This is a genomic window from Acinetobacter sp. ME22, assembly GCF_022012315.1.
Taxonomy (GTDB): Bacteria; Pseudomonadota; Gammaproteobacteria; order Pseudomonadales; family Moraxellaceae; genus Acinetobacter; species Acinetobacter brisouii_A.
Window position 1 is genome coordinate 200,390 of sequence record NZ_JAKLTL010000001.1, and the last position, 24,980, is coordinate 225,369.

At 38.1% G+C, this 24,980-nt stretch carries 22 protein-coding genes and 1 pseudogene; 16 read left to right on the plus strand and 7 right to left on the minus strand.

Features of this window, described 5'->3' with window-relative positions:
* Window positions 1–22 precede the first annotated feature (22 nt).
* The 3 genes from LVY74_RS01020 to LVY74_RS01030 are packed head-to-tail and all read right to left on the minus strand — an operon-like array spanning window position 23 to window position 3,802.
* Window positions 23–1,267: a GDSL-type esterase/lipase family protein gene (locus LVY74_RS01020; protein ID WP_237813445.1), complete on the minus strand. Its 1,245-nt coding sequence runs from the start codon at window positions 1,265–1,267 to the stop codon at window positions 23–25.
* A 44-nt stretch (window positions 1,268–1,311) separates the two neighbouring features.
* Window positions 1,312–2,391: a DUF459 domain-containing protein gene (locus tag LVY74_RS01025; protein WP_237813446.1), complete on the minus strand. Its 1,080-nt coding sequence runs from the start codon at window positions 2,389–2,391 to the stop codon at window positions 1,312–1,314.
* Window positions 2,378–3,802, minus strand: coding sequence for an MBOAT family O-acyltransferase (locus LVY74_RS01030; protein WP_237813447.1), 1,425 nt, complete (start codon window positions 3,800–3,802; stop codon window positions 2,378–2,380). The genes LVY74_RS01025 and LVY74_RS01030 overlap by 14 nt, the downstream gene beginning before the upstream one ends.
* A 462-nt stretch (window positions 3,803–4,264) precedes the next feature.
* On the opposite strand from LVY74_RS01030, the gene LVY74_RS01035 reads away from it, so the two are divergent.
* The 7 genes from LVY74_RS01035 (at window position 4,265) to gcvH (ending at window position 10,999) form a co-directional block, all read left to right on the plus strand.
* Entirely contained in the window at window positions 4,265–4,594 is a 330-nt protein-coding gene (locus LVY74_RS01035; protein WP_237813448.1) for a metalloregulator ArsR/SmtB family transcription factor, read from the plus strand.
* 236 nt (window positions 4,595–4,830) lie between these two features.
* Window positions 4,831–6,033: a serine/threonine transporter SstT gene (sstT, locus tag LVY74_RS01040; RefSeq protein WP_237813449.1), complete on the plus strand. Its 1,203-nt coding sequence runs from the start codon at window positions 4,831–4,833 to the stop codon at window positions 6,031–6,033.
* Between the two features lie 23 nt (window positions 6,034–6,056).
* Window positions 6,057–6,728, plus strand: a complete 672-nt coding sequence (locus tag LVY74_RS01045) for a YoaK family protein (RefSeq protein ID WP_237813450.1) — start codon at window positions 6,057–6,059, stop codon at window positions 6,726–6,728.
* 18 nt (window positions 6,729–6,746) lie between these two features.
* Complete coding sequence (locus LVY74_RS01050; RefSeq protein WP_237813451.1) at window positions 6,747–7,286, plus strand: DUF2058 domain-containing protein; 540 nt, start codon at window positions 6,747–6,749, stop codon at window positions 7,284–7,286.
* Window positions 7,287–7,393: 107 nt separating this feature from the next.
* Window positions 7,394–8,632 (plus strand): mechanosensitive ion channel family protein, encoded by a 1,239-nt coding sequence (locus LVY74_RS01055; protein ID WP_442862761.1) that lies wholly within the window; start codon window positions 7,394–7,396, stop codon window positions 8,630–8,632.
* Window positions 8,633–8,716: 84 nt separating this feature from the next.
* Window positions 8,717–10,549 carry an ABC transporter ATP-binding protein gene (locus tag LVY74_RS01060; protein ID WP_237813452.1) on the plus strand — a complete coding sequence of 611 codons (1,833 nt, stop codon included), beginning with the start codon at window positions 8,717–8,719 and terminating at the stop codon, window positions 10,547–10,549.
* A 75-nt stretch (window positions 10,550–10,624) separates the two neighbouring features.
* Window positions 10,625–10,999 carry a glycine cleavage system protein GcvH gene (gene gcvH, locus LVY74_RS01065; protein WP_237813453.1) on the plus strand — a complete coding sequence of 125 codons (375 nt, stop codon included), beginning with the start codon at window positions 10,625–10,627 and terminating at the stop codon, window positions 10,997–10,999.
* A 141-nt stretch (window positions 11,000–11,140) separates the two neighbouring features.
* Here the strand turns inward: gcvH and LVY74_RS01070 are convergent, their stop codons facing one another.
* Both LVY74_RS01070 and map read right to left on the minus strand, forming a co-directional pair.
* On the minus strand, window positions 11,141–12,028 hold the full coding sequence (locus LVY74_RS01070) for an alpha/beta hydrolase (protein WP_237813454.1): 888 nt from the start codon (window positions 12,026–12,028) through the stop codon (window positions 11,141–11,143).
* Window positions 12,029–12,045: 17 nt separating this feature from the next.
* Window positions 12,046–12,840: a type I methionyl aminopeptidase gene (map, locus tag LVY74_RS01075; protein ID WP_237813455.1), complete on the minus strand. Its 795-nt coding sequence runs from the start codon at window positions 12,838–12,840 to the stop codon at window positions 12,046–12,048.
* Window positions 12,841–13,193: 353 nt separating this feature from the next.
* Here map and brnQ point away from each other — a divergent pair, with 353 nt between their 5' ends.
* From brnQ to LVY74_RS01090, 3 genes and pseudogenes are all read left to right on the plus strand, one after another.
* Window positions 13,194–14,504 (plus strand): branched-chain amino acid transport system II carrier protein, encoded by a 1,311-nt coding sequence (gene brnQ, locus LVY74_RS01080; protein WP_151710893.1) that lies wholly within the window; start codon window positions 13,194–13,196, stop codon window positions 14,502–14,504.
* A 263-nt stretch (window positions 14,505–14,767) separates the two neighbouring features.
* Complete coding sequence (locus tag LVY74_RS01085; RefSeq protein ID WP_151710892.1) at window positions 14,768–14,983, plus strand: hypothetical protein; 216 nt, start codon at window positions 14,768–14,770, stop codon at window positions 14,981–14,983.
* Between the two features lie 203 nt (window positions 14,984–15,186).
* A pseudogene (locus tag LVY74_RS01090) lies at window positions 15,187–15,387 on the plus strand (hypothetical protein); the annotation flags it as partial.
* 51 nt (window positions 15,388–15,438) lie between these two features.
* Here LVY74_RS01090 and LVY74_RS01095 read toward each other — a convergent pair.
* A complete protein-coding gene (locus tag LVY74_RS01095; RefSeq protein ID WP_151710890.1) occupies window positions 15,439–15,900 on the minus strand; it encodes a hypothetical protein in 462 nt (153 codons plus the stop codon).
* 109 nt (window positions 15,901–16,009) lie between these two features.
* Here LVY74_RS01095 and LVY74_RS01100 point away from each other — a divergent pair, with 109 nt between their 5' ends.
* The 5 genes from LVY74_RS01100 to dapC all read left to right on the plus strand — a co-directional run bounded on the left by LVY74_RS01100 (window position 16,010) and on the right by dapC (window position 22,285).
* Window positions 16,010–16,732, plus strand: coding sequence for an AzlC family ABC transporter permease (locus LVY74_RS01100; RefSeq protein WP_237813456.1), 723 nt, complete (start codon window positions 16,010–16,012; stop codon window positions 16,730–16,732).
* A complete protein-coding gene (gene ygaH, locus LVY74_RS01105; protein WP_151710888.1) occupies window positions 16,729–17,076 on the plus strand; it encodes an L-valine transporter subunit YgaH in 348 nt (115 codons plus the stop codon). The genes LVY74_RS01100 and ygaH overlap by 4 nt, the downstream gene beginning before the upstream one ends.
* A 117-nt stretch (window positions 17,077–17,193) precedes the next feature.
* Window positions 17,194–18,402: a formate-dependent phosphoribosylglycinamide formyltransferase gene (gene purT / locus LVY74_RS01110; protein ID WP_237813457.1), complete on the plus strand. Its 1,209-nt coding sequence runs from the start codon at window positions 17,194–17,196 to the stop codon at window positions 18,400–18,402.
* Window positions 18,403–18,431: 29 nt separating this feature from the next.
* Entirely contained in the window at window positions 18,432–21,098 is a 2,667-nt protein-coding gene (gene glnD, locus LVY74_RS01115) for a [protein-PII] uridylyltransferase (protein ID WP_237813458.1), read from the plus strand.
* Window positions 21,099–21,115: 17 nt separating this feature from the next.
* Window positions 21,116–22,285, plus strand: coding sequence for a succinyldiaminopimelate transaminase (dapC, locus tag LVY74_RS01120; protein WP_237813459.1), 1,170 nt, complete (start codon window positions 21,116–21,118; stop codon window positions 22,283–22,285).
* 79 nt (window positions 22,286–22,364) lie between these two features.
* Here dapC and LVY74_RS01125 read toward each other — a convergent pair whose 3' ends face one another.
* Window positions 22,365–23,258 (minus strand): LysR substrate-binding domain-containing protein, encoded by an 894-nt coding sequence (locus LVY74_RS01125; protein ID WP_237813460.1) that lies wholly within the window; start codon window positions 23,256–23,258, stop codon window positions 22,365–22,367.
* 182 nt (window positions 23,259–23,440) lie between these two features.
* On the opposite strand from LVY74_RS01125, the gene LVY74_RS01130 reads away from it, so the two are divergent.
* Window positions 23,441–24,856: an aspartate ammonia-lyase gene (locus tag LVY74_RS01130; RefSeq protein WP_237813461.1), complete on the plus strand. Its 1,416-nt coding sequence runs from the start codon at window positions 23,441–23,443 to the stop codon at window positions 24,854–24,856.
* Window positions 24,857–24,980 lie beyond the last annotated feature (124 nt).

The window sequence follows — 24,980 nt, forward strand, 5'->3', positions numbered from 1 at the left end:
TTGCAGGTCTTTTTTTATTGATTTAATGAATCGTTTTACAGCTATTTTGATCTTCAACATCACAAATACTGGCATAGCCCAAACTGCTCACTGTATTATTTTTTACAGATAGTCCTGATTTTGGTAATGCTTTGACTGCACTAGATCGCGTGGTGGTTGGTGCGGATTGCCCTGCCAATGCCAAGATATCATTACCCAGCATATCTCCCAATTGCGTATAACCTGAAGCTGAAAAATGTACGCCGTCCCGCGCCGCATCTCCGCGTTCCATCCAATTTTTCATGCTACAACTTCCCCCCATTGCAGCTTGCCAGTCCCAAAATAAGGTATGAGCTTGTGTTGCGACTTCACGTTGCATGGTTTGAAATTGGGTAAGTTGAGTAGGTCGTGTACCACATTCACCAGATTTATCTTTTAGACTCTCAGGTGCAGACACAATTAAAATTGCACTTTGTGGCGAAGCTTCACGAATATCGTGGATACGTCCCAATAAAATTTGGCGCTCTTGTTCAAGGTCATATCTGTTATAGGCTTCATTTGTCCCATACGCCAAAATAATCAAATTAAATTTGAGTTGACCAAGTTGTTGTTTCCACGCACTGTTCCAATTGTTCCAAGATTGAAGCTGTGCACCATTAATACCAAGGGCTGAAACCACTGCTCCAGAACCTGTGGCATTTTTTGCCCACCATCCCCCAATAACAGACTGTGGATTGTGAGGTGCAGTAATGGTAAAAGGTAATTGTGCTTCAAATGTCTGTAACTGCCATGTATTATTTTTCACTGGCGCACTTAAGCTAAAGCGTTGCCCTTGACTATCGACCCCAACAAAATCACTGTCTTGCGCGCCTTGACGAATACTCACTGTAATCTTTTGGCGTTGCTCAGATTGTTTGGCTTTAATGGTTAATGTCGCACCTTCTGTCAGAGGGCGTGCAAGCAAGCCTCCTAGCGTATAGTTTGCATTGGGCTGTGAACGAATGGAAATAGGTTGCCAGTGACTATTGTCATAACCAAAACGGGTTAAACGTTGTCCTGAAAAATACATTGGCATTCCCCATCCCATGCCCCCATTTCCCAATTGATTTTGTAATGTCGTTCTAAGCGCATTGCTCATGTAGTCCGCAGCCGTATGTGAATCACCAAACTGCACAACATTTAACTGATGTTGTTGAATACCTTTAACCAATTGGGCTGTATTAGGTTCTTGGAAATTAGAAAGTTGACCCGCAGATACGCCAAGACTCAGCACAGATGCAGCCCACAAAAGGCTACATCTTTTAAAGGTTTTCATTTTCATTCAAAAGTCGCTTAATTTGCTAAATGTAAGTATTGCAAAATATTGTGCGCGATGATTTTCTGTCCTTCAACTGTAAAATGTATCCCGTCGGCACTACGCATCTTCACATTTCCTTCAGCAGTATTCATGCTTTCAGTAAAATGGTTGTTTTTTCCACCCACAATTGGACGAGAGTCAATCACAAACTCATTGGACTTTTGCACTTCGCTCTGAATCACTTGATTCAGATAAATCATTTGCTCATTCAATTGATCTTTGTGCATATTCGGCGGTGTAAGCCACATCACACTGACATGGTGTTTACGTGCTTCACTCAAAATGCTATCAATACGGGCACGATATTGTGTTTCCCATTCTGCTGATTTGAAGGTTAGCCAATGTTTGCTTGTCGCATCAAACATATCCCAAGGGTCATTTGGCCCTAAGAAGACCACCAAAACTTTAATGCGTGGGTTACTTTTTAAGGTTTCACGAATTGTTTTTGGCCAGTCAAAGAATTTTGGATAGGTCAAACCTGTACTTTGTTTACTTAAATTAATGGTTTGGATACCTTTATCTTCAAGTACTTTTTGTACATGAGGTGCGACGCCTTGCATCATCGAGTCACCCGCAAAAAACACCTGATCTTGCCCTGTCAGCATAAAGCGCTGATCAAATGCTTGTTTTGCTTTCTGTTTTTCAAGTAATGCTAACTTGCGCTGTTCTTCTTGCAAACGTTTTGCTTCAGCAGCCTTATACTCAGGTGTATAAGCATAATCTTGGTTAAATCCATCAATAACTTGTGTATTGATTTGATTGACATGATCATCATATTGACCATTTTCACCATATAAATAGTCGCCAATTTCACCACCAATATGCCAAATGTGAAACTGATCTAAGCCCGAAAATGGGCTATCTTTATGATAAGTCTGCTGAAAATAAGCATTGACTGAGTTTTGCATAATCCAAATTGAGGTCAATGCAAATGCCAGTAAAATAAACAGCACATACAAAAAATTTTGGCGCTGCTCAAGCTGTTCTTGTACACATTCGGGCTGCTGTGGCTGTTCTAGCGAAGAACTTATAATATCCGTATCAGAAGTTTGCATAAATAAATCCTGGAATACCCGAAGGTGCGCAAATCAGTACAAGTAAAAACACAACAAATAAAGGAATGGAAACCGCATATTTAGGAACGCGACCAAATATTGAACTCAGCTTTGGTGTGTAATGTCGAACAAAAGGATAAGCTATCCATGAAATCAATAATATACTGAGTAAATACAATGGATTGTTTGTCCAAGATACGTTCACAGTATTTTGAAATAAAGCCTGAAATACTTGTAATGCTTCATCTAGGCTTTTGGCACGGAAAAATACAAAGCAGAAACAGACAAAATGAATAGTAACGAAAGTGCCTATGACTTTGCCCAACCATCCTGTATTGGCTAAAACATTTCGTGACTCACGTGGACTTACTTTGCGGACTTTTTCATAGACTTTATCGCCGATATTGAGTAGCACCAAGCCAAGACCATGTAAGAGTCCCCACAGGAAAAAGTTCCAACCCGAACCATGCCAAACGCCAGACAAAACCATTGCAATCAATAAATTAACTTGAGTACGTGCAAATCCGCCACGGCTACCGCCTAACGGAATATAGATATAGTCACGAATCCAAGTCGACAGGCTAATGTGCCATTTGTCCCAAAAATCACGAATATTATGCGCGAGTAACGGGGCACGAAAGTTTACAGGTAATCGAAAACCTAATAACAAACCAAATGCCACCATCATTTCACTATATCCAGAAAAATCTAGAAAAAGTTGTAAGGTATAGCCATAGATTGCACAAAGCACTTCTAAAGCGTGGTATTGCATGGGGTTTTCAAAAACGGGGTTGACCCAATGATCTGCCAACCAACCTGCAATCCACCATTTTTTAATCAATGCAAGTAAAATCAATGCAAATGCCAAACTTGGATATAAAATTTTTCGTGGCTCAGTTTGGCAAATTTGAGCACTCATACCACAAGGTTGCTGCTGAATATCAGTTAAACCTTTAGCGCTTTTTGCACGCGCAATTGGCCCTGCGGTAATCGTTGCAAAAAATGAAAAATGTAATAAAAGTTGAGGAAGATTAAAACGAGGAACTTCAGTTTCTTGATGATAACGACTCAATAAATAACTAATAGATTGGAAAGAATAATAAGATAAACCTAAAGGTAACAATAGATTAGAAATTAAAAATGAACTGTCTAAATGCAATGCATCTAAAGCCAAGCTACTTTCTTGTCGGAAAAAATCATAATATTTAAAAAATGCCAATTGTAGCAGAGTAAAAATAACCCCTGAGAGCAATATCTTTTTCTTATGAATTTGCCAACGATCCATCGCAATTGACAAAAAATAAATGATACAGCTATATGTTGCAATGACAGAAACTGCAATCCAGTTTGACATCAAAAAAATACAAAGATAACTTGCGATGACCAGCAAAATATTTTGCATTTGGGGCATCTTCCGTAAGCCCCAGTATAGGCAAAAGAAGCCTATAAAAGAGAGTGCAAACTCAATTGAAAGAAAGGAAAACATTGATCAAACGTTTGTACATAAAATTTGCACGCATATTATACCAAGTGACTACAAAAAGAATCATCTCCTATAAAAATCATAAAAACCCTAGAGTGATAGTTTTTTCCTATTGGTAAAAATGAAATATTATTCAAAATACTGATAATATTAGATATTATTTTAAATTTCCTTCAAGCATTATCATTATTTTTTATAATGCAACATAAATCACGTTATTTGTGTTTTTTGCCAAAAAGAGCAAATATAGATAAATAATGATGATTTTCCTCATATTCAGTCGTTACCTTATTTACAATAATACGCAAAGAATAACAAAATCCATTTTTTGTCCACATCTTTTCTGTATATTTATTAATAAATTATAGCAATCTTATATAAGGGGGAAAAATGAACGAACCACTCGATATTAATGTGATTCGTGAGTTATCCGATGACATCGTAAGTGTACTCAAATCACTTGGAAATAAAGATCGCTTGCTAATTCTGAGTTTATTGCTGAATGAAGAGCTAAATGTCTCTGAAATTGAAGCAAAAAGTGAGATTTTACAGCCGACTTTATCTCAACAATTGATGATTTTACGCAAAAATAATGTGGTCACTACACGTCGTGCAGGTAAACAGATTTTTTACTCAATCAAAGACCAACGCTTTGTTAAAATCTTAAATGATATTTACCAATTCCATTCTAGCCATCCTGTCGCCGTGTTAGCAAGCTAACCGTTGATTAGCTAAACAGTAATTTTTTGTTTACTTTCCAAGCAAAACGATTTTTTACAGATTTTACTGTTTAGCTAAAAAAATATTTAAAAAATAAAATCTTACATAAAAACAAATATCAATTAAACTCATAAAAAATCATCTTTTATAGCAGTAAAAATGTAATATCTTGTATTTTTTCTATAGAATAGCGCACCTGTTATTTAGAACCTCAATTGGTCTTTTAAGGCTCTCTTATGCTTTCAGCTCTTAAACAGTCAAGTCTTGTGACTCGGATTGTCATTGCGATTATTTTAGGGGTCGCTGTTGCCCTATTTTTCCCTCATGCTGCGCCATACCTTAGCTTGCTTGGCGATATTTTTATTAAGGCATTAAAATCTGTTGCACCTATTTTAGTGTTTGTCTTGGTTATCTCTTCGATTGCTAACTTCCAAGCAGCTCAAAGTGCTAAAAATTTTAAACCTGTTTTAATCATGTACACCACAGGTATGCTTTTAGCTGCATTGAGTGCTGTGATTGCTGACCGTTTATTTCCAACTACATTAATTTTGCATCTTGCAAGTGATCAATCTTTACAACCACCAAGTAGTCTAAGTGTTGTACTGAAAAATTTAGTACTCAGCTTTGTTTCCAATCCTGTTGTGGCTTTAAGTGAAGCGAATTTTATTGGAATCTTGGCTTGGGCTTTGATTTTAGGGGTTGCTTTTCGTCATAGTAGCCATTCAACCAAAACTTTTTTACACGATAGTGCTGAAGCGATTGGTCGAGTGATTAAGTTGGTGATCAGTTTTGCACCGATTGGTATTTTTGGTTTAGTTGCGGTCACATTCGCTAATTCGGGATTAGATACTTTAGTGAGTTACACCCATTTATTGGCTGTTCTCTTGGGTACGATGTTCTTTGTGGCTTTTGTCATTAACCCAATTATGGTGGCAATCGTGATTAAAGGTAATCCATATCCGTTGGTATTTAAATGCTTGCGCGAAAGTGGCATTACTGCATTTTTTACACGAAGTTCTGCGGCCAATATTCCTGTCAATTTAGACTTGGCTCGTCGTTGTGGTGTTGATGAATCTACTGCGAATGTGGTTATTCCTTTAGGTTCAACGATCAATATGTCTGGTGCAGCAGTCACAATTACGACTTTGGCATTGGCGACGGTCAATACTTTAGGTATTCAAACAGATCTTACGACAATGCTGATTTTATGTGTAGTTGCAACGGTTTCTGCATGTGGTGCTTCGGGTGTTGCTGGTGGTTCTTTATTGCTTGTCCCTGTTGCATGTGGTTTATTTGGTATTTCCTCTGAAGTTGCCATGCAAGTTGTTGCGATTGGTATGGTGATTAGTGTACTGCAAGATTCAACTGAAACAGCACTCAACTCTTCAACCGATGTGTTATTTGTAATTGCAGTAGATCAAGGGTATAAAGAGAAATAAATTCTCTGTTCCTATGAGTGTCTATGCCATTTCAAACATTACCTGTTTGGGTTCAGCTCGGTGCATTTTTTCTTGCCTTTAATGCAGGTATGATGAATGCACTTGGGCTACTGAGTATTTGGCATCAGACTGTTTCTCACATGACTGGCAATGTCAGTATGTTGGCAATCGCCATTTTGCATGGGCAATCTATGCAAGCTATTTATGGGATTTGTGTCATCACTAGCTTTGTGCTTGGGTCACTCTATAGTGGTTACATCTTGGGAAGTAGCCACTTTCAGTTGGGTCGACGTTATGGCATTCCCCTTAGTTTATCAGCGCTGTGTATTTTTTTGTGTTGGTTACTTATTCCATATTATCCACGTTATGCACTTCTTTGGGCATGTGTTGCGATGGGAATGCAAAATGCGATGGTCAGCCATTATAAAGGTGCCATTATTCGAACCACGCATTTAACAGGTTTATTAACTGATTTGGGTTTAAATCTGGGCTATCTGTTACGTGGTCTACCTGTTGAAAGACGCCGTGTTGTATTATTAATTGTTATTTTAATGGGGTTTTTATTTGGAGGGATTCTTGTGACATGGCTCTATCCTTATTTAAACTTACATACTTTCCTGATACCTGTGTGTTTAAGTTTGGCGATGAGCCTAACTTACTGGACACTGTACATTCGTAATCAGTTACATCACTAATTTTGTTGGATTTATCTCATGGTTAAAAATGCTTTACAAGCACAGCTACTCAAAGCGGGTTTAGTCGATAATAAAAAGGCAAAGAAATTAAGTAAGCAAGCGCAGCACGAACAACGTACTGGACAAAGTCATGAAGCTGAATTAAAAGCTAAAATCGCACAAGATCAGCAGCATAAACAAGAGAAAGACCATGCTTTGAACTCTGAGAAGCAGCGTCAGCTTGAGGAAAAAACCTTAAAAGGCAATATCATACAAATGATTAGTCAGCATCAAGTGAAAGATACTGAAGGTGACATTGCTTATCAATTTATTGATGAAAATAAGATTAAGAGAGTTTATATCAATCAGCAGATTTATAATGCATTGGTTGCTGGCAGTTTGGTGGTTGCCAAAGAACAAGAACATTATGCTTATCTGCCAAAGGCTTTGGCGGAACGTATTGAACAAAAAATGTCAGGTTTTATTTTATGGAAGAAATCTGAAGACAACAATCAGCAAACCACAGATGAAGAAGATCCATATGCTGCATATGTTATTCCTGATGATCTGATGTGGTAAGTCTGTAACATAATCATTATAAAACGTTTTTTTATTTTAAGTAGCACTAGGCCTTCCTACAAATCGCATTACAATGGGAATCATTTTCAGTAGAAGGCTTAGGTATTTTGTTTAATTTTTCTAAGTTTATTCAAGATTTACAAGACTGGGCGAACCAGTTCCCTTGGATTGAGATGCTGAGTGGTTTAAGCCTCTTGATTCTATCTGCATTTGTGGCAAATTTTATTGCCAAGCAAGTTGTGGTTCGTGGTATACGCAAGCTGTTATTAAAAATGCCATTTGCCAATAATTCTATACTTGCTGAACATAGTGTCATTCAGCGTTTTTCAAATATTGTCCCTGCGGTCATTATTATGAACGGGATTGATACGGTTCCGCATCTTTCAACCAAATTGATTTATTTGGTACAAATGCTGTCACAAGCATTTATTTTCCTCAGTATTGCATTGACCATTAGTGAAATTCTCAATGTATTAAATGCGCTTTATCAACGCAATCCAAATGCCAGAAACAAACCCATTAAAGGTTATTTACAACTGGTTAAGCTCATGCTGTTTTTGGTCTGTGGCTTGATGATTTTAGGTACTTTCCTTAAAAAAGATGTGTTTACCCTACTGGCTGGCTTTGGTGCTATGGCAACGGTACTCATGCTAGTATTCCAAAATACTATTTTGTCTTTGGTTGCCAGTGTACAAATTTCTTCATATGACATGATTCGGATTGGTGATTGGATTGAAATGCCTTCATTAAATGCCGATGGTGATGTCATTGATATGTCACTACATACCATTACCGTACAAAATTTTGATAAAACCATTACGACCATTCCAACCAACAAATTAGTCACTGATACATTTCGTAACTGGCGTGGCATGACGCAGTCTGGTGTACGACGTATGAAACGCGCACTATATATTGATCAAAGTAGTGTGCATTTTATGAATTTTGAAGAACATGAAAAATTAAAAAGCTTTCTATTGCTCAACCATTATCTCAATGCAAAAGAAAATGAACTGGAACAATTTAATCATCAACTGTCCAACCAGTCTGAATATAACCAACGCCGTCTAACCAATTTGGGAACATTTCGAGCGTACATTAATTTTTATTTGCGCCAGCATGAAGGTATTGCACAAAATCAAACTTTAATTGTACGTCAGTTACAGCCAACCAACTTGGGAATTCCAATGGAGATCTATGCATTTACAGACACCACAGTTTGGTTAGAATATGAGAATATTCAAGCAGATATTTTTGATCATTTAATTTCTATTTTACCTGAATTTGGTTTAAGAATTTATCAATCTGCTTCCCAAATTGATATGCAAATTCTCGCAACCAAATAAGGATCTATTTTTTAAATAAGCATATTACATTTTCTTCAAAGCACTTTTTCGGTTTTAATATAGTCATAGCTTTGGAGAAAATGTATGTTATTGAAATGGTTTGAACAGCGTGTAGATCCCTATCCTTCTAAAAATCTAGATCAACCATTACCGAAAGATTTCTTCCCGTTTGTTTGGCAATGTGCTGAAGGCTTAAAACATTATCTGATTATTTTGGTGATGTTGACCGCAGCAACTGCCAGTTTTGAAGCGTTATTTTTCTCACAAATTGGACACTTGGTCGATTGGCTCAGCCAAAGCCATCCCAATCAGTTTTTTCAGCAGCATGCAAAACAACTGTTGATGCTGGTCGGGGTTTTAGTGACCAATATTATGTTTGCAACAATGCAATCTATTATCCGCCATCAGATTTTGTTTAGCTCATTTCCAATGCGCCTCAGATGGCGTTTTCATAATTTAATGATGCAGCAAAGTCTGGATTTTTTCTCAAATGAGTTCTCAGGGCGTTTGGCTGCCAAAATTATGCAAACAGCACTTGCTGTACGCGAATTTTGGGTCATTTTGGGTGATATTTTAGCTTATGTGATCATCTATTTTATTTCTGTCAGTTTGATGCTTGGAAATGTTGCGCCTAGTTTATTAATTCCGCTGTTTGTATGGCTAGGACTATTTGTACTCGCTGCAACTTTCTTTGTACCGCGTATGATCCAAATTTCAAAAAAACAAGCCGATGCGCGTGCTGTAATGACGGGTCGTATTACCGATGCCTATACCAATATTCAAACGGTTAAATTATTTGCACATACTCAACGTGAAAGTCAGTATGCCAAAGCATCTATGCAAGAATTTATGGTCACTGTCTATAAACAAATGCGGCTTGCAACATTGTTTGAACTGAGTTTAAAACTGCTGAGCGCCGTTCTGTTTATTGGTGTGTTGGGTACAGCAGTTTACTTATGGACACTTGGACAAGTCGAGCTAGGTATTATTGCAGCAACAACTGCCATGATTTTAAAACTCAACAGTTTAAGTGAATTTGTCATGTGGCAGATTTCCATGCTTTTTGAAAATATTGGTACAATTCAAGACGGAAAAAATACCCTTGCCCAAACAGTTTCAATTGTTGATCCACCGCATGCTCAACCGTTACAACTCACACAAGGCGGAAAAATCGAGTTTAAAGACATTTGTTTTTCATATAATCAATATCGTCATGTCATTGATCATTTCAATTTAACGATTCAACCAGGTGAAAAAATCGGAATCGTTGGTCGATCAGGTGCGGGTAAATCTACACTTATTCAATTATTGCTACATTTTTATGATATTCAAAAAGGTGCTATCGAAATTGACGGGCAAAATATCGCTGAAGTCACACAAGATAGTCTAAGACAACATATCGCATTAGTGACACAAGATACATCGCTACTTCATCGCACTGTTGCCGACAATATCCGTTATGGACGCAATGATGCCAGTGACGAGCAATTTGATTATGCTATTGAAAAAGCTAAGGTTAAAGAATTTATTGAGGCTTTGTCTGACGCCCGAGGTCGTAAAGGCTTAGAGGCTTATGTCGGTGAGCGCGGTGTTAAGCTCTCAGGTGGACAACGTCAACGTATTGCGATTGCACGTGTTTTTCTAAAAGATGCTCCGATTCTGATTTTAGATGAAGCAACCAGTGCGCTAGATTCAGAAGTTGAAGCAGCAATTCAATCGAGTCTAAACGATCTTATGGCAGGTAAAACGGTTATTGCAATTGCCCATCGCCTATCTACAATTGCTAAAATGGATCGAATTGTTGTTCTTGATCAAGGGCAAATTGTTGAACAAGGTTCACACACAGAACTTCTAGAAAAACATGGCATTTATGCTCAACTCTGGCAACGCCAAACTGGCGGTTTCTTGGTAGATTAAGTATTTTTAACTTTTGTTTTTGAAAAAAAACAGGTATAACTCACTGCAATCATTGATTTTAATTATGGAGTTGTTATGAATCATCCAAATGATTTGAAATATGCAGCATCTCATGAATGGGCACGTATTGAAGGTGATCTTGTCGTTACTGGTATTACAGATCATGCACAAGATGCTTTAGGTGATTTGGTCTATATCGAAGTTCCTGAGCTTGATCGTCAACTAGATGCTGGTGAACAAGCTGGTGTTGTTGAATCTGTAAAAACAGCTTCTGATATTTATGCGCCAATTGCAGGTGTTGTAGTTGAAGTTAACCCTGCTTTAGAAGATGAACCAGAATTGGTCAATAATGATCCATATGGTGCAGGTTGGATGTATAAAATTAAACCTGATAATATCGCAGATGTAGAAAAATTGCTTTCTGCCGAAGAGTATGAAGAAGGTTTATAATTTTATAGACCGATAAAAAAGCACAGATTTTTTCTGTGTTTTTTTATGCATGCTGTTTCTGCTTGTGGGTTAATTATTTTATATTTACTTAGGCTATTTATAATAGGAATAAAATTACATTATCGGCTTATGTTTAGAAAGTTAAATTTGCTGCTGCTTTAAAAATTGAAGCTGGACTTTGATCGCTTGCTCAAAGAAATGACTTTCTCGATTGACCACTGCAAAATGATCCATTGGATACTCAACAAATTCAAGATCAGAAATTTTATTTGCTGCTTTTCGTGTCGCACGAATCGGAATTAATTGATCATGTTGAGCCGCAATCATCAATGTTGGACACTTGATTTTTTGAGCAATATGCGTAGGTCGATAGGTATTTATTTCCAATAATATTCTTGCTGGAACTTTATTTTCCCAAGTTGAATCTGTCGGCACACTTTGCATAAAAGCATCATAACAACCCTCTCCTGCTAGGCAGCAAACATGCTGTTTTGAAATCACAGGAATATAAACTGTTTGACCTGAACGAGATGCCCAAAGGTCTTTTAGTGCTAATTTTAGCGCTTGAGGAAAGAATTTTTTAGGATAATCCAATGCACTCGCCAAGCCATCAATATGTGGAACACATGCAATAATGGCTCTAATCTTTGGTATTTTTGCGGCAAGTGTCATGACATGCCCACCACTAAAAGAAATACCCCATAAAAAAAGCTGTTGCTGATTGACATGCGACCAAGTATTGACTTGCTGAATCACATTTTCCCAGTCTTGCAAATGTCTTTTTGGAGAAACCCATTGTCGTGGCTCGCCTGTACTATCTGCAAAACCACGATAATCGAATAAGACCACTGCATAACCTTGCTCAGCAAAACGGCTTGCTACATCGGGTAAACTAAATTTTCGCTCACAAGCAAAACCATTTGCCATAATAATCACAGGTGGAAGATCGACTTGCTTTGGCATATAAATATCGGCAGCAAGTTGTTCACCACAACTTGAAAAGTGAGCAGATTCAATTTGATATTGCATGGTCTTCTGACTCAAAATTAAATTTTAGGGTAAGTTCCAGTCCCTTCAGGCCACGGTGTCAATAATTCAAAACCATGATCTGTGACAGCAATCATATGTTCCCATTGTGCAGACAGTGAATGATCTTTTGTGATTACCGTCCAGCCATCAGAGAGTTCTTGGACTTGAGGTTTACCCATGTTGACCATTGGCTCAATTGTAAACACCATCCCTTTTTTTAATTTTATGCCCTGCCCTTTTTGTCCATAGTGCAGCACATTGGGCTGTTCATGATAAACACGACCAATTCCATGTCCACAGTATTCACGAACGATACTATAGCCTTGTTTTTCAGCAACTGTTTGAATTGCATGCCCAATATCACCTAATGTTGCATCTGGATGAACAGCATGAATTCCCGCAACCATTGCTGCATAAGTAGTTTCAACCAATTTTTTAGCTTGAGGTGTAGCTTGACCGACATAATACATGCGGCTGGTATCACCATAAAATCCATCTTTAATAATAGCAACATCAATATTGATGATATCGCCTTCTTTTAAAATGACTTTTGCAGAAGGAATGCCATGACAAACAACCTCGTTTGGAGAAATACAAGTCGTTTTGGTATAACCATAATATCCAACATTGGCAGGAATCACTTTTAAAGTATTGACAATGTAGTCATTACATAAATTGTCTAAATATTCTGTACTCACCCCAGGACGTACATGTTCACCAATCATGGCTAACACTTCTGCGGCAAGCCGTCCTGAAATTCTTAATTTTTCAATTTCTTGTTCAGTTTTAATTACGACTTTGTTGGCACGCATGGCTATTTGTCCTTATTTCATTGCAACGATGAAAATAAAACGTAGATTTACTTAGGCTATTTCGATAGAAATAATATTAGAAAAATAATCCTCATTGTATAAAACTGCAAGCTTTTAAATGAAAATTATACTTTTTGTTATTTTTAAGATAATAATAAATAACAATTTTATTTTTAAATAATGCAAAAAAATTATTTTAATAATTTTATTTTCAAACCATTAAGCTGAGAAGTGATACTTTAAAAACTAAATTAATTAAAAATAATCATGCTTTATTTGGAAGCATGAGGATTTTAAAAAAAATATTTTTGCACTAGAATCTACCGCTTTGTTTCAACATCCTCCCGTTTTTTATGAATAAGCTCAATATACGAGATATTATTGCTTTAGGTTTTATGACCTTTGCGCTCTTTATTGGTGCAGGAAATATTATTTTCCCTCCCATTGTCGCACAACAAGCTGGTGAACATGTTTGGCTCGCAGCCATTGGTTTCTTGATTACTGCTGTGGGGTTGCCCGTTTTAACAATCATGGCACTTTCTCGTGTCGAAGGATCTATTGAAACGCTTAGCGCACCTTTAGGTCGTTTTTCAAGTTTACTGCTCACTATCGTTTGTTATTTAGCGGTTGGCCCTCTTTTTGCAACGCCTCGTACAGCAACCGTTTCTTATGAAATTGGTTTTTCTCCTTATTTTGGTGATTCATCTTCGCATCTATTTATTTATAGCTGTATTTATTTCACCATTGTGGGAATTATTTCACTGTATCCAAACAAGTTGCTTGATACGATTGGACATGTTCTTGCGCCGCTTAAAATTGTAGCTCTAGCAATCTTATGTATTGCAACACTGGTATTCCCTATTTTGGTGACACCACCAGCAGTCCATAATTATATTCAGCAGCCTGTTTCTGAGGGTTTGGTCAATGGTTATTTGACCATGGATACTTTAGGCGCATTGGTGTTCGGTATTGTGATCGTGCAAGCCATTCATTCACGTGGTGTTTCTGACAAGAAACTCATTATGCGTTATGCAATCATTGCAAGCTTAATGGCAGGTGTTGGTTTAACCATCTTATATCTCTGCTTATTCCGTCTTGGATTGCAAAGTTATGCCTTTATGACGACTGCCACCAATGGTGCAGAAATTTTACATGCCTATGTACAACATACTTTTGGTGATTTAGGTTCGCTCTTCTTGACGATCTTAATTTTCCTTGCATGTACAGTTACCGCAATTGGCTTAACATGTTCATGTGCTGAATATTTTCATGAATTAACCAAAGTTTCTTACAAACTTTTAGTGTTTATTTTGGTTATTTTTGCATTGATCATTTCAAATCTTGGTTTAACTAAGCTGATCGCGTTCTCTGTGCCTGTATTAACCGCAATTTATCCCCCTGCAATTGTGGTGATTATTTTGAGTTTCTTCTGGAAATTCTTTAATCGTCCATCGTTAATTGTCATGCCTGTGACCATCATCGCATTAATCTTTGGGATTTTTGAAGGTTTAAAAGCATCAAGTTTAAGTCATTTAGTGCCAAGCTTTTTGTCACAATTACCATTAGATGCACAAAATTTGGCATGGTTAATTCCTTCGGTTGCTATTTTTGTGCTGTTTTTTGTGATTGATAAATTTCTTGGATTGGCTCAGCGTCAAAACTAAAGAAATTTAAATTTCAAAAACTTAAGATTTTTTTGAAAATGTCTGATCAATTCAGGCATTTTTTTTGCTTATTTATTTACTGTAGTTTACAGAAGATCGCTGTGAACTCACATAATGTGACTCAGCTATAACTTACAGGTGTTTTTGTCATATTAGTTTAACAAAAAACTGCTAGCAGCTATTGAACTGAGATGAAAATCAAAGTAAAACAGTATGAATTGATGAAAACAAATGTGTTTGTCGTGACCGACAGGAGGTGTGAAATGATTTCAATGAACAAGCTAATCATTAACAACGCAGTAAAACATAACCCACAATTTCTGACGTATTGTTTTACAACACTCGCACTGATGTTAACGCTTACTTTTCAGGGAGCAATTACAGGAAACTTGAAACCTGCATACTTTTTTTATGCATTAGTCGTATCACTGGCATTTGCAGTGTGGGCGGTCATCGATCATAAATTTCGTAAAGAATAAGCTTTGATAAAAACTGGACTTGATCCAGTTTTTTTATGTCTGAATCAAATTTAACTTAAAATAAACTTAAAATTTAAGCATAAAGTCTCAAATTAAAATAATTTAATTAAAAATCCACATTCAATACATTATTCAATCTATAAAGTTCAGTATCATCACGACTAGGTAATTTTGCCTAGATTGCTGATAAAAAAGGCTTGATGATGAAAAAAATTCTAACTTCTGCAGTTGCTTTAACTTTTGCTGTTTTAAGTGCGAATGCGATGGCTTGCCCTAAAGGTACAACACTACAAGGTGGTACTGGCCCTAAACATAAAGGTGGCAAATGTGTAGTCGTAAAAAAAGCGACTCCAACTAAAGCTCAAGAGAAAAAAGCAGCTCCTGCTCAAAATAAGCATAAAGCCTAATTTATGTTATAAAAAAAGCGGTTATGCCGCTTTTTTTATGTTTAATGTTTAACTTGCAGGCGTATTGCCTAAACTAGGATGATCAATCGCATTTTTACATAATGCTTTATCACGACTGTATTCTGCATAAGCATCTTGAATAGCAGAATCCTGATTCAGTGTCGCTGTTGCCCAAGAGTCTAAACTGGTTAACGCTTTTCGGCACAATGCATACTGACCTTCTGTCACCGAATCTGTCATTTTCACATTGACCCGCCACTGAATGCCTAATTCACGCAATGGTTTACGAACCTCTGGTTCAATTTTCGTAAGTTGCTTTTCTGCAACAATTGGTTCAACCTGATTAATTAATACCCATGCCTTTTGTGCATAAAGTGTTGCATCATTGGTCAATTTTGGTGCGGGCTTAATTTCCACTTTCTTTTCAGAAGAAGATCGATCACAACCTTGCAAACCCAAACATAAACACGCCGTTAAGATATAAACGACTTGATGTTTTTTCAACAACATAAGGTTGCCTCATTCAAATATTTCAGCGCTGATCTGCGTGATTTCATTTACAATAGCATTTCGTGAATTTTAGTCGATATTTTGGTGCAATGCACCCAAACTAAAAAATATGTCCCAATCTCATGCTAATTTCTGGCACGGCGTCAAAGATAGCCAAGCCATTATGTTGACTTATTTACCTGTTTCTTTTGCTTTTGGAGTTTCAGCTTCTAAATTTGGCTTCTCTGCTTTTGAGGCTTTATTTCTGTCTTGTACCATGTATGCAGGTGCAAGTCAGTTTTTGGTGGTTGCATTATTGGCAAGTGGATCTTCGATTTGGCTTGCAGCGATTACCGTCATTGCACTCGATATTCGGCATGTCTTGTATGGCCCTGCGCTCTATCACCTCATTCAACAAAAGCTCAATCTGAAAAAAACAGCGATTTGGGGTTGGGGACTGACCGATGAAGTCTTCGCTCGTGGCATGATTCAACTTTCCCAACGCCGTCAAGATTGGAGTGAGTCATGGATGTTGGGTCTAAGCCTATCAAGCTGGTTTTCTTGGGCGCTCGGAAGTTTTTTAGGTGGCTTGTTTGCCAATCAAATGCATCTTCTTCCCAAGTTCATTCAAGCCTCTCTCGATTTCTTGCTTCCTGCCCTATTTTTAAGTTTTTTACTGGCTGCCTTTGAAAAACGTCACGGCTTAGTAGTTGGTGTCACTTTAGTGGTTGCAGGCTTATCCTGCTATTTCATTAATCTCTCCGCAGCGATTTTCTTAGGTATTTTAGCAGGCATTGGCGCTGGGCTATTTAAACACTACATCTTAAAACAACAGGATGAACATCATTTATGAATTTATCCATTATTTTAATTGGAATTATTGTTGGCATTGCCAACTTTAGTTCGCGCTTTATGCCGTTATGGTTTATTCAAAAACGCCATCAAAATCAGCAGAAACGTGGAGCAATCTGGCTACGAATTGCGCTGAGCTGTATTGGAATTTCTGCGATTAGTGCAATGTTAATGGTTGCCACATTACCGCCACTGATGGCAACACCCAATAAAATCCTTGCAATGAGTTTAGGCTTTATCACACTTACCGTTTTATATTTAAAAACTCGACGTATGGTTTTGGCAACTTTACTCGCTGCACTGATTTATGGCGTAAGTTACACATATTTCCCTGTTATACTGTAAATAAATAGTTTCCATTTACTTATTTTTTAATAAAATTTGATTTTTACTTTAATACAGGCATGACAGTTATCCCAGTTCTGTTATGCTAAAAGTCCACCTGAACAAGGATGAATTTGCATGCACGTTTCTATCGGTACTCCTCTTCAATCTTCAGCATTTAAGGTCTTACTTTTAGGCTCTGGTGAACTGGGTAAAGAAGTCGTCATTTCTTTGCAACGCCTTGGTGTCGAAGTTCATGCCGCTGACCGATATGACCACGCACCAGCAATGCAAGTTTCACACTTTTCTTACACACTCAATATGGCAGATGCCAACGAATTAAATGCTTTAATTGATCAAGTGCAACCGCATTTAATCGTTCCTGAAATTGAAGCAATTGCCACTGAGGTTTTAGTCGCGATTGAACAAAAACAACAAACTACGATTATTCCTTCAGCAAAAGCCGTTAATTTGACCATGAACCGTGAAGGTATTCGCCGTTTAGCTGCGGAAGAACTTGGTCTAGCGACATCAACGTACCGTTTTGCCGATTCTTTAGAGAGTTTCCGCGCCGCTTGTGATGATATTGGCTATCCAAATTTTGTAAAACCTGTCATGTCATCTTCAGGTAAAGGTCAGTCTCGCGTAAAAAGCTTTGCTGAGGTTGATGCTGCTTGGGAATACGCCATGCAGGCAGGTCGAGTCAATCAAGGTAAAGTGATTGTTGAATCACAAATTGATTTTGACTTCGAGATTACCCTTTTGACGGTTCGTGCTAAAAATCCAGCAACAGGTGCAATCGAAACACATTTCTGTGATCCAATTGGACATCGTCAAGATGCGGGTGACTATGTTGAAAGCTGGCAGCCACAACCAATGTCTGCTGCTGCACTCGAAAGCTCTCAACATATTGCGGATAAAGTCACAACTGCTTTAGGTGGCTGTGGTATTTTTGGAGTTGAGCTATTTGTTAAAGGCGATCAGGTTTGGTTCAGTGAAGTTTCACCTCGTCCACATGATACAGGTTTAGTCACTTTAGCTTCTCAATTCCAAAGTGAATTTGAGCTACATGCCCGTGCAATTTTAGGCTTGCCTGTCAATACAGCGCGCCATAGCGTCGCAGCAAGCGCTGTCATTTACGCAGGAGTTGATGATACAAACTTATCATTTACCCACTTAGAACAAGCCCTAACGCAACCAAATACAGATTTGCGTCTGTTTGGTAAACCTGAGGGCTTTAAACTCCGTCGTATGGGGGTTGTGACTGCACGCGCAGAAACCACAGATCAAGCTCGTGATATTGCTCAGCATGCAGCTCAAAGCGTGACTGTGCAGCAAAACCACTAAAACAAACTTGACACATAGGCCAAAAAACCATGATTGAAACCTTGCCCCTGTTGGATTATGTGAAAGATGATCAAGACATTCGCGCTATTAATCAATGGCGCAATGATGTTGAACAGCAACTTGAACAGTATTTTGAGGAAGGCTATAGCATTCGCCAAATTGTGCTTGCACGGTCAAACACAATTGATGAAGCGCTGACCTTTTTATGGAAATATGCAGGCTTAGAGCAAAGTGAACTGAGTCTTTTTGCTGTTGGTGGTTATGGTCGCCGTGAAATGCTGCCTTATTCTGATGTTGACATCATGATTTTGTCAGAACATGACCTCACCGAAAATCTTGAAAAACAAGTATCTAGTTTTATTGCATCTCTATGGGATGTCGGTAATTTTAAACCAGGGGTAAGTGTTCGTACCATTGCAAGCTGTATTGACCAAGCGCGTCAAGATTTAACCATTGCCACAACACTCATCGAAGCGCGGATGTTGATCGGTAATGTACAACTCAACAAATGGCCTCGCCGAATTGTGGCAGAAACGTGGACAGATCAAACTTTTTTTGATGCCAAAATGCAGGAGCAAGCCAAACGCTATGCTCAGCACAACAATACTGAAAGCAATTTAGAACCCGATATTAAAAATGCGCCCGGTGGCATCCGTGATATGAACCAAATTGGCTGGATTGCAAAACGCCACTTTCGGGTCAATCGTGTTTATGACTTGGTACATTTGGGCTTTATTTCAGAGTTTGAACTGAAAGTTTTAGAAGAAGCGGAAAGTTTTTACTGGGAAATTCGCCATCATCTGCACCGTTTAACCAAACGCGATGAAAACCGTTTGTTATTTGACTATCAACGTGAGATTGCTGCTAAATTTGGCTATGAGCGAGAAGAAGGAAAATCGCCGAATTATCCAATAGAACAATTCATGAAGCGTTATTATCGGGCTGCACAGCAAGTTTCAACGCTCAATGAAATTTTATTGGCTTACTTTAATGAATCGGTGATTACGCCAAGATTACCTGAATATGAGCGTGAAATCGTACAGATTAATGCCCATTTTAAACTGGTCGATCATAAAATTGCGGTTCAACACCATAAAGTTTTCGCTGAAAACCCAAGTGCGATCTTGGAAATATTCTATTTATTGGCTACTCGTCCCGAGATTGAAGGCATCCGTGCCCGTACCTTACGTTTATTAAATCTTGCAGCCAAAGGGATTGATCAGAAATTCCGTGAAACGCCTGAGCATCAAGCGCTATTTATGGATATTATCCGCACTTCTGGGCGTTTGTATGAAACGCTTTCGGCAATGAAACGCTACGGTATTTTAGGTAATTATCTTCCAGCATTTGGGCAAATCATGGGGCTGATGCAATATGACTTGTTCCATATTTACACAGTCGACCAACATACTTTATTGCTGTTACGCAATCTCAGCCGTTTTAAAGAACCTGAATTTGCCAAGCTATTTCCTGTAGTGAGTTCAGTCTATCAGCGCTTACAACGCCGTGATATTGTGATGATTGCTGCTTTATTTCATGATATTGCCAAAGGTCGTGGCGGCGATCATAGTGAACTAGGCGCTGAAGATGCGATTGAGTTTTGTCGTATGCATGGATTTACTGAACGTGAAGGTAAGCTGATCGCATGGCTCATTCAAAATCACCTACTCATGTCGCTTACAGCGCAGAAAAAAGATATTTCAGATCCGAAAGTCATTAAAGACTTTGCTGAAAAACTCGGTGACATGGAGCATTTAGATTATCTTTATACACTGACGGTTGCCGATATTAATGCAACCAATCCAAACTTATGGAATACATGGCGCTCATCGTTGATGCGTCAACTGTATACACAAGCGCGTGATGTGATTCGTCTTGGACTAGATCGTCCTGTCGACTATCAAATGCTGATCGAAGACACCAAATTTGCTGCAAGTGAACTTTTAGTCAATGAATTTTCTTTGGCAGATGTCGAACAAGTCTGGCAAGAACTCGGCGATGATTACTTTTTGAAAGAATTTGCCGAAGATATTGCATGGCATACCCGTGCCATTTTAGAACATGGCGATAATCCTGCACCATTGGTCAAGCTGCGCGCACACCGTAAGTCTGCACCAGATGCCGTACAAATTTTTATTTATACGCAAGATAAGCCTAACCTGTTTGCAACAACGGTCGCTATTCTTGACCGTATGAATCTTGATGTTCAAGATGCACGAATCATTACAGCGACCAAAGCCTTTAGCTTAGACACGTATATTGTACTGGATCGTTTTGGGACTCTGCTCACCGACCCAGAACGTGAAGAAACCGTAAAACAAGCGTTGGTTCAGGCACTCAGCCATTCAGACAAATATCCAGGTCTCATGCAACGACGCATTCCACGTCAATTGCGTCACTTCGATATTGAAAATACGGTTGATATTAGTTTAAACCCAGCACTCAATCAAAATATGGTCGAAATCTCAACGCTTGACCAACCCGGTTTACTCGCTCGTGTCGGTGGCTTATTTATGATGCAGGGCTTGGACATTCACTCTGCGAAAATTGCCACTTTGGGCGAACGTGCAGAAGATATTTTCTTTGTTACAAAGAAAAATAATATCCCAATGTCAGATACAGAAGCTTCAACCTTAGCACAACAACTCAAAGCGGCTTTAGATGAAGCCTCTAACCAAGTGATTGTGCAACATTAATTTTGGTAGTTAACCCAATGAATTCGAGTTTATCTCTTTTAAAGCCTTACCCTTTTGAAAAGCTGAATCGTCTTTTTCAGGACATTCAGCCTGCTGATTTACCCCTGATTCCGCTCTCAATTGGTGAGCCAAAGCACCCTGCTCCAGAGTTTGTTAAACAAGCAATTATCGACAACTTTGCACATTTGTCGACTTATCCAAACAGTAAAGGTGTTCCTGAATTACGTCATAGCATTGCAAATTGGTTAACTCAACGTTTTAATCTTCAGCAAATCAGTGCTGAACATGAGATTTTACCTGTTTCAGGCACTCGTGAAGCGCTGTTCAGTTTCGTACAAGCTTTGGTTTGCCGTGAAAATGCACCTTATGTGGTAATGCCCAACCCGTTCTATCAGATTTATGAAGGTGCAGCCATCCTTGCAGGTGCAAAACCATACTTCATTAACTGTACAGAAGAGAACGATTATTTAGGCGATTTCGATGCTGTTCCTGCTGAAGTTTGGGAAAAAACCGCTTTATTGTTTGTGTGTACACCAGGCAATCCAACAGGTGCGGTACTTTCTAAAGAGAAATTCAAGCAACTGATTGCACTTTCAGATCAATATGGTTTCGTAATCGCATCTGATGAATGCTATTCGGAGTTATGGTTTGATCAAGCGCCAACGGGTTTACTCGAAGTTTGTGCTGAAATCGGTCGTCATGACTATAAAAACTGTGTCGTTTTCCATTCATTATCTAAACGCTCTAACTTACCAGGCATGCGCTCAGGTTTTGTCGCAGGCGATGCAAACTTGCTCAAGCCGTATTTGCAATACCGTACTTACCATGGTGCGGCAATGCCTGTACAACATCAAATCGCGTCAATTTCAGCTTGGAATGATGAACAACACGTTGAAGAAAACCGCCGACTTTATCGTGCCAAATTTGAATTATTCCAATTTGAACTTGGACATTTACTCCCATTACAAAAACCTGATGCAGGTTTTTATTACTGGTTAAAAGTCGATAATGACGAGCAATTTGCACGTATGCTCATGGAAAAAGCCCATATTAAAGTTTTACCAGGTCGCTATTTATCTCGTGAAACAGAACAAGGTAATCCAGGTGAAAACCATGTGCGTATGGCACTCGTTGCAGATATTGCACAATGCGAACAAGTGATTGAACGTTTAAAACGAATTCTTTAGGTTTTAAACGATTAAAAAAAGGTGCTGATCGTGAATGTATCAGCACCTTTTTTTATTAGAAATTTTCCATCAATTTCTATTATTTTTTGAGTCGTTTAAAATGTTCAAAAACAAATTGGGTAAGTGGATTATTATTGAGTTTACTTTTATAAATAAAAATACTTTGATTGACTGCATATTTTGAAGCAGACAATTCAATTAATTTATTTTGAGCCAACTCATCCATAATGGTAATACGTGGCAACCAAGCCACGCCAACCCCTTGCAACACCAACTGTTTTAAATTCTCTGCATTATCAGTCTCATACAAAATATGACAATCCAAATTATTGGCTTGAATCACCTGATCAACCAAGTTTCTTAAATAAGCATTTTTGCTATAAGTTAATAATGGAAAATGTTGATTTAAATCATATCTCTTATTTTTAATCGCATTTTTTGCATAAACAGGAATAATCTCTGTTTCCCCAATTCGTACTGAAGATAAACTATCCGCTTTTCCCTGATTCATTTCATGCTTAGACGCATAAGAAACTAAAAAATCGATTTTCCCTTCTTTTAAAAGTTTTAATCCTTCGCCTGTATTAATCGCCATAATTTCGAATTTAATGGCTTGATTATCGACAGGTATAGAACCTAAATAATCTGCAAAAAAACTGTTCACAAGAGAATGAACAACTGCAAATCTCAAGGTATTATCTTTGGTGTTTTTTATCTCATAAATAAGCTGCATACTTTCATTGAGTTGCGCTTGTAGCGTATTTGCCGTAGATAATAAAACCTGTCCTAATTCTGTAAAATTCACTTCCTTGTTATTTCGATCAATAATCGAAAAACCTACTGTTTCTTCGAGATGCTGTAGCCTTCGACTAAACGCAGATTGTGAAATATATCTTTTCTGTGCAGCTTTTGAAATTGAACGTTCCTGATCGAGGGTAATCAGATCAAGAGCCCAACGAATTTCAAGATTCATAGATCACTTTGATTGGTGGTTTGACTAAAGCGCTGAATTATACGCACACCTTATGCGGAAAATACATATCGATTTTTTGATCTTTTATATGCAAAAAATGCATATCTCAAGAATTTTATGCATTATCAATTTGGCTTTTTTGTTCTTATGATTTGGCTATCTCCTCTTGATTGTTACCCAATATGAATACTAATGTTTCAGTTCGCTCAGAAAAAGATCTTTTAGGTTATCGTGATATTCCTAATCAATTTTATTTTGGTGTTCAAACACTTAGAGCTATTGAAAACTTCAACCTAACACATAGCAAAATTAGTAATCATCCAAATTTCATCATCGCACTTGCGATGGTTAAACAAGCTTGTGCTCAAGCGAACCACAAACTTGGTCAACTTAGCGAAGAAAAATATCAAGCGATTGAGTTTGCATGCAAACAGTTAATTAACGGTCATTACCACGACCAATTCCCAGTTGATATGCTTCAAGGCGGCGCTGGTACATCAACCAACATGAACGCGAACGAAGTCATTGCAAACGTTGCTTTAGAGCACATGGGCTTTGCAAAAGGTGAATACAAAAATCTTCACCCGAATAACGATGTCAACATGTCTCAATCAACCAATGATGTTTACCCAACTGCGATTCGTGTTGGTTTATTGTTAAGTTTGAAAGGCTTACAAACTGCATTTGCAACTTTGATTCAAGCATTCTCAAACAAAGCGGTTGAATTTAAAGATGTCTTGAAAATGGGTCGTACTCAACTACAAGATGCTGTACCAATGACTTTGGGTCAAGAATTTGCTGCTTTTGCAACAACTTTACAAAAAGACCTCGACAAAATCAATGCGATTGCACCTGACATGTTGGGTTATGTGAACCTTGGTGGTACAGCAATTGGTACAGGTATTAACACTGAAGCGGCTTATGCACCTTATGCAATTTCTGCATTGGCTGAAATTACTAAAGAGAATATCCAAGCTGCGCCTGACTTTGTTGAAGCAACGTCAGATATGGGTGACTTCGTTTTATTCTCTGGTTTGCTTAAACGTACTGCAACTAAATTGTCAAAAATTTCAAATGACTTGCGTTTACTTTCAAGTGGCCCACGTACTGGTTTAGGTGAAATCAACCTTGAACCACGCCAACCAGGCAGCTCAATCATGCCAGGTAAAGTGAACCCAGTAATTCCTGAAGCTGTTAACTTGGCTTCTTTCCAAGTTATGGCAAACGATTTGGCAGTGACTTTGGCGGCAGATGCAGGTCAACTTCAACTTAACGCAATGGAACCATTAATTGCATTCAAATTGTTTGAATCAATTGATCTACTTGCTAAAGCAATGTTGATGTTTACTGATAAATGTATCAACACCGTGACTGCAAACCCTGAGCATTGCAAAAACTTGGTCGAAAACTCAATCGGTATCGTAACTGCATTGAACCCGTACTTAGGTTATGAAAATACAACACGTATTGCAAAAACTGCAAACGTTGAAAACCGCAATGTCTTGGATTTGATTCGTGCAGAAAACTTGTTATCTGAAGAGCAACTTTCTGAAATCCTTGCGATTGAAAACATGATTCAACCTAAAGCTTCTGCGTAACTCTCCCGCGCTTTACAGGTCAATCACCTTAGTGTGATTGACCTTTTTTTATTTTTAATGACTATATTTCTCGCAAAAACATTTTAGTACAGGCTTTTGTTTGGCTTTTTTTATAGACTATTCC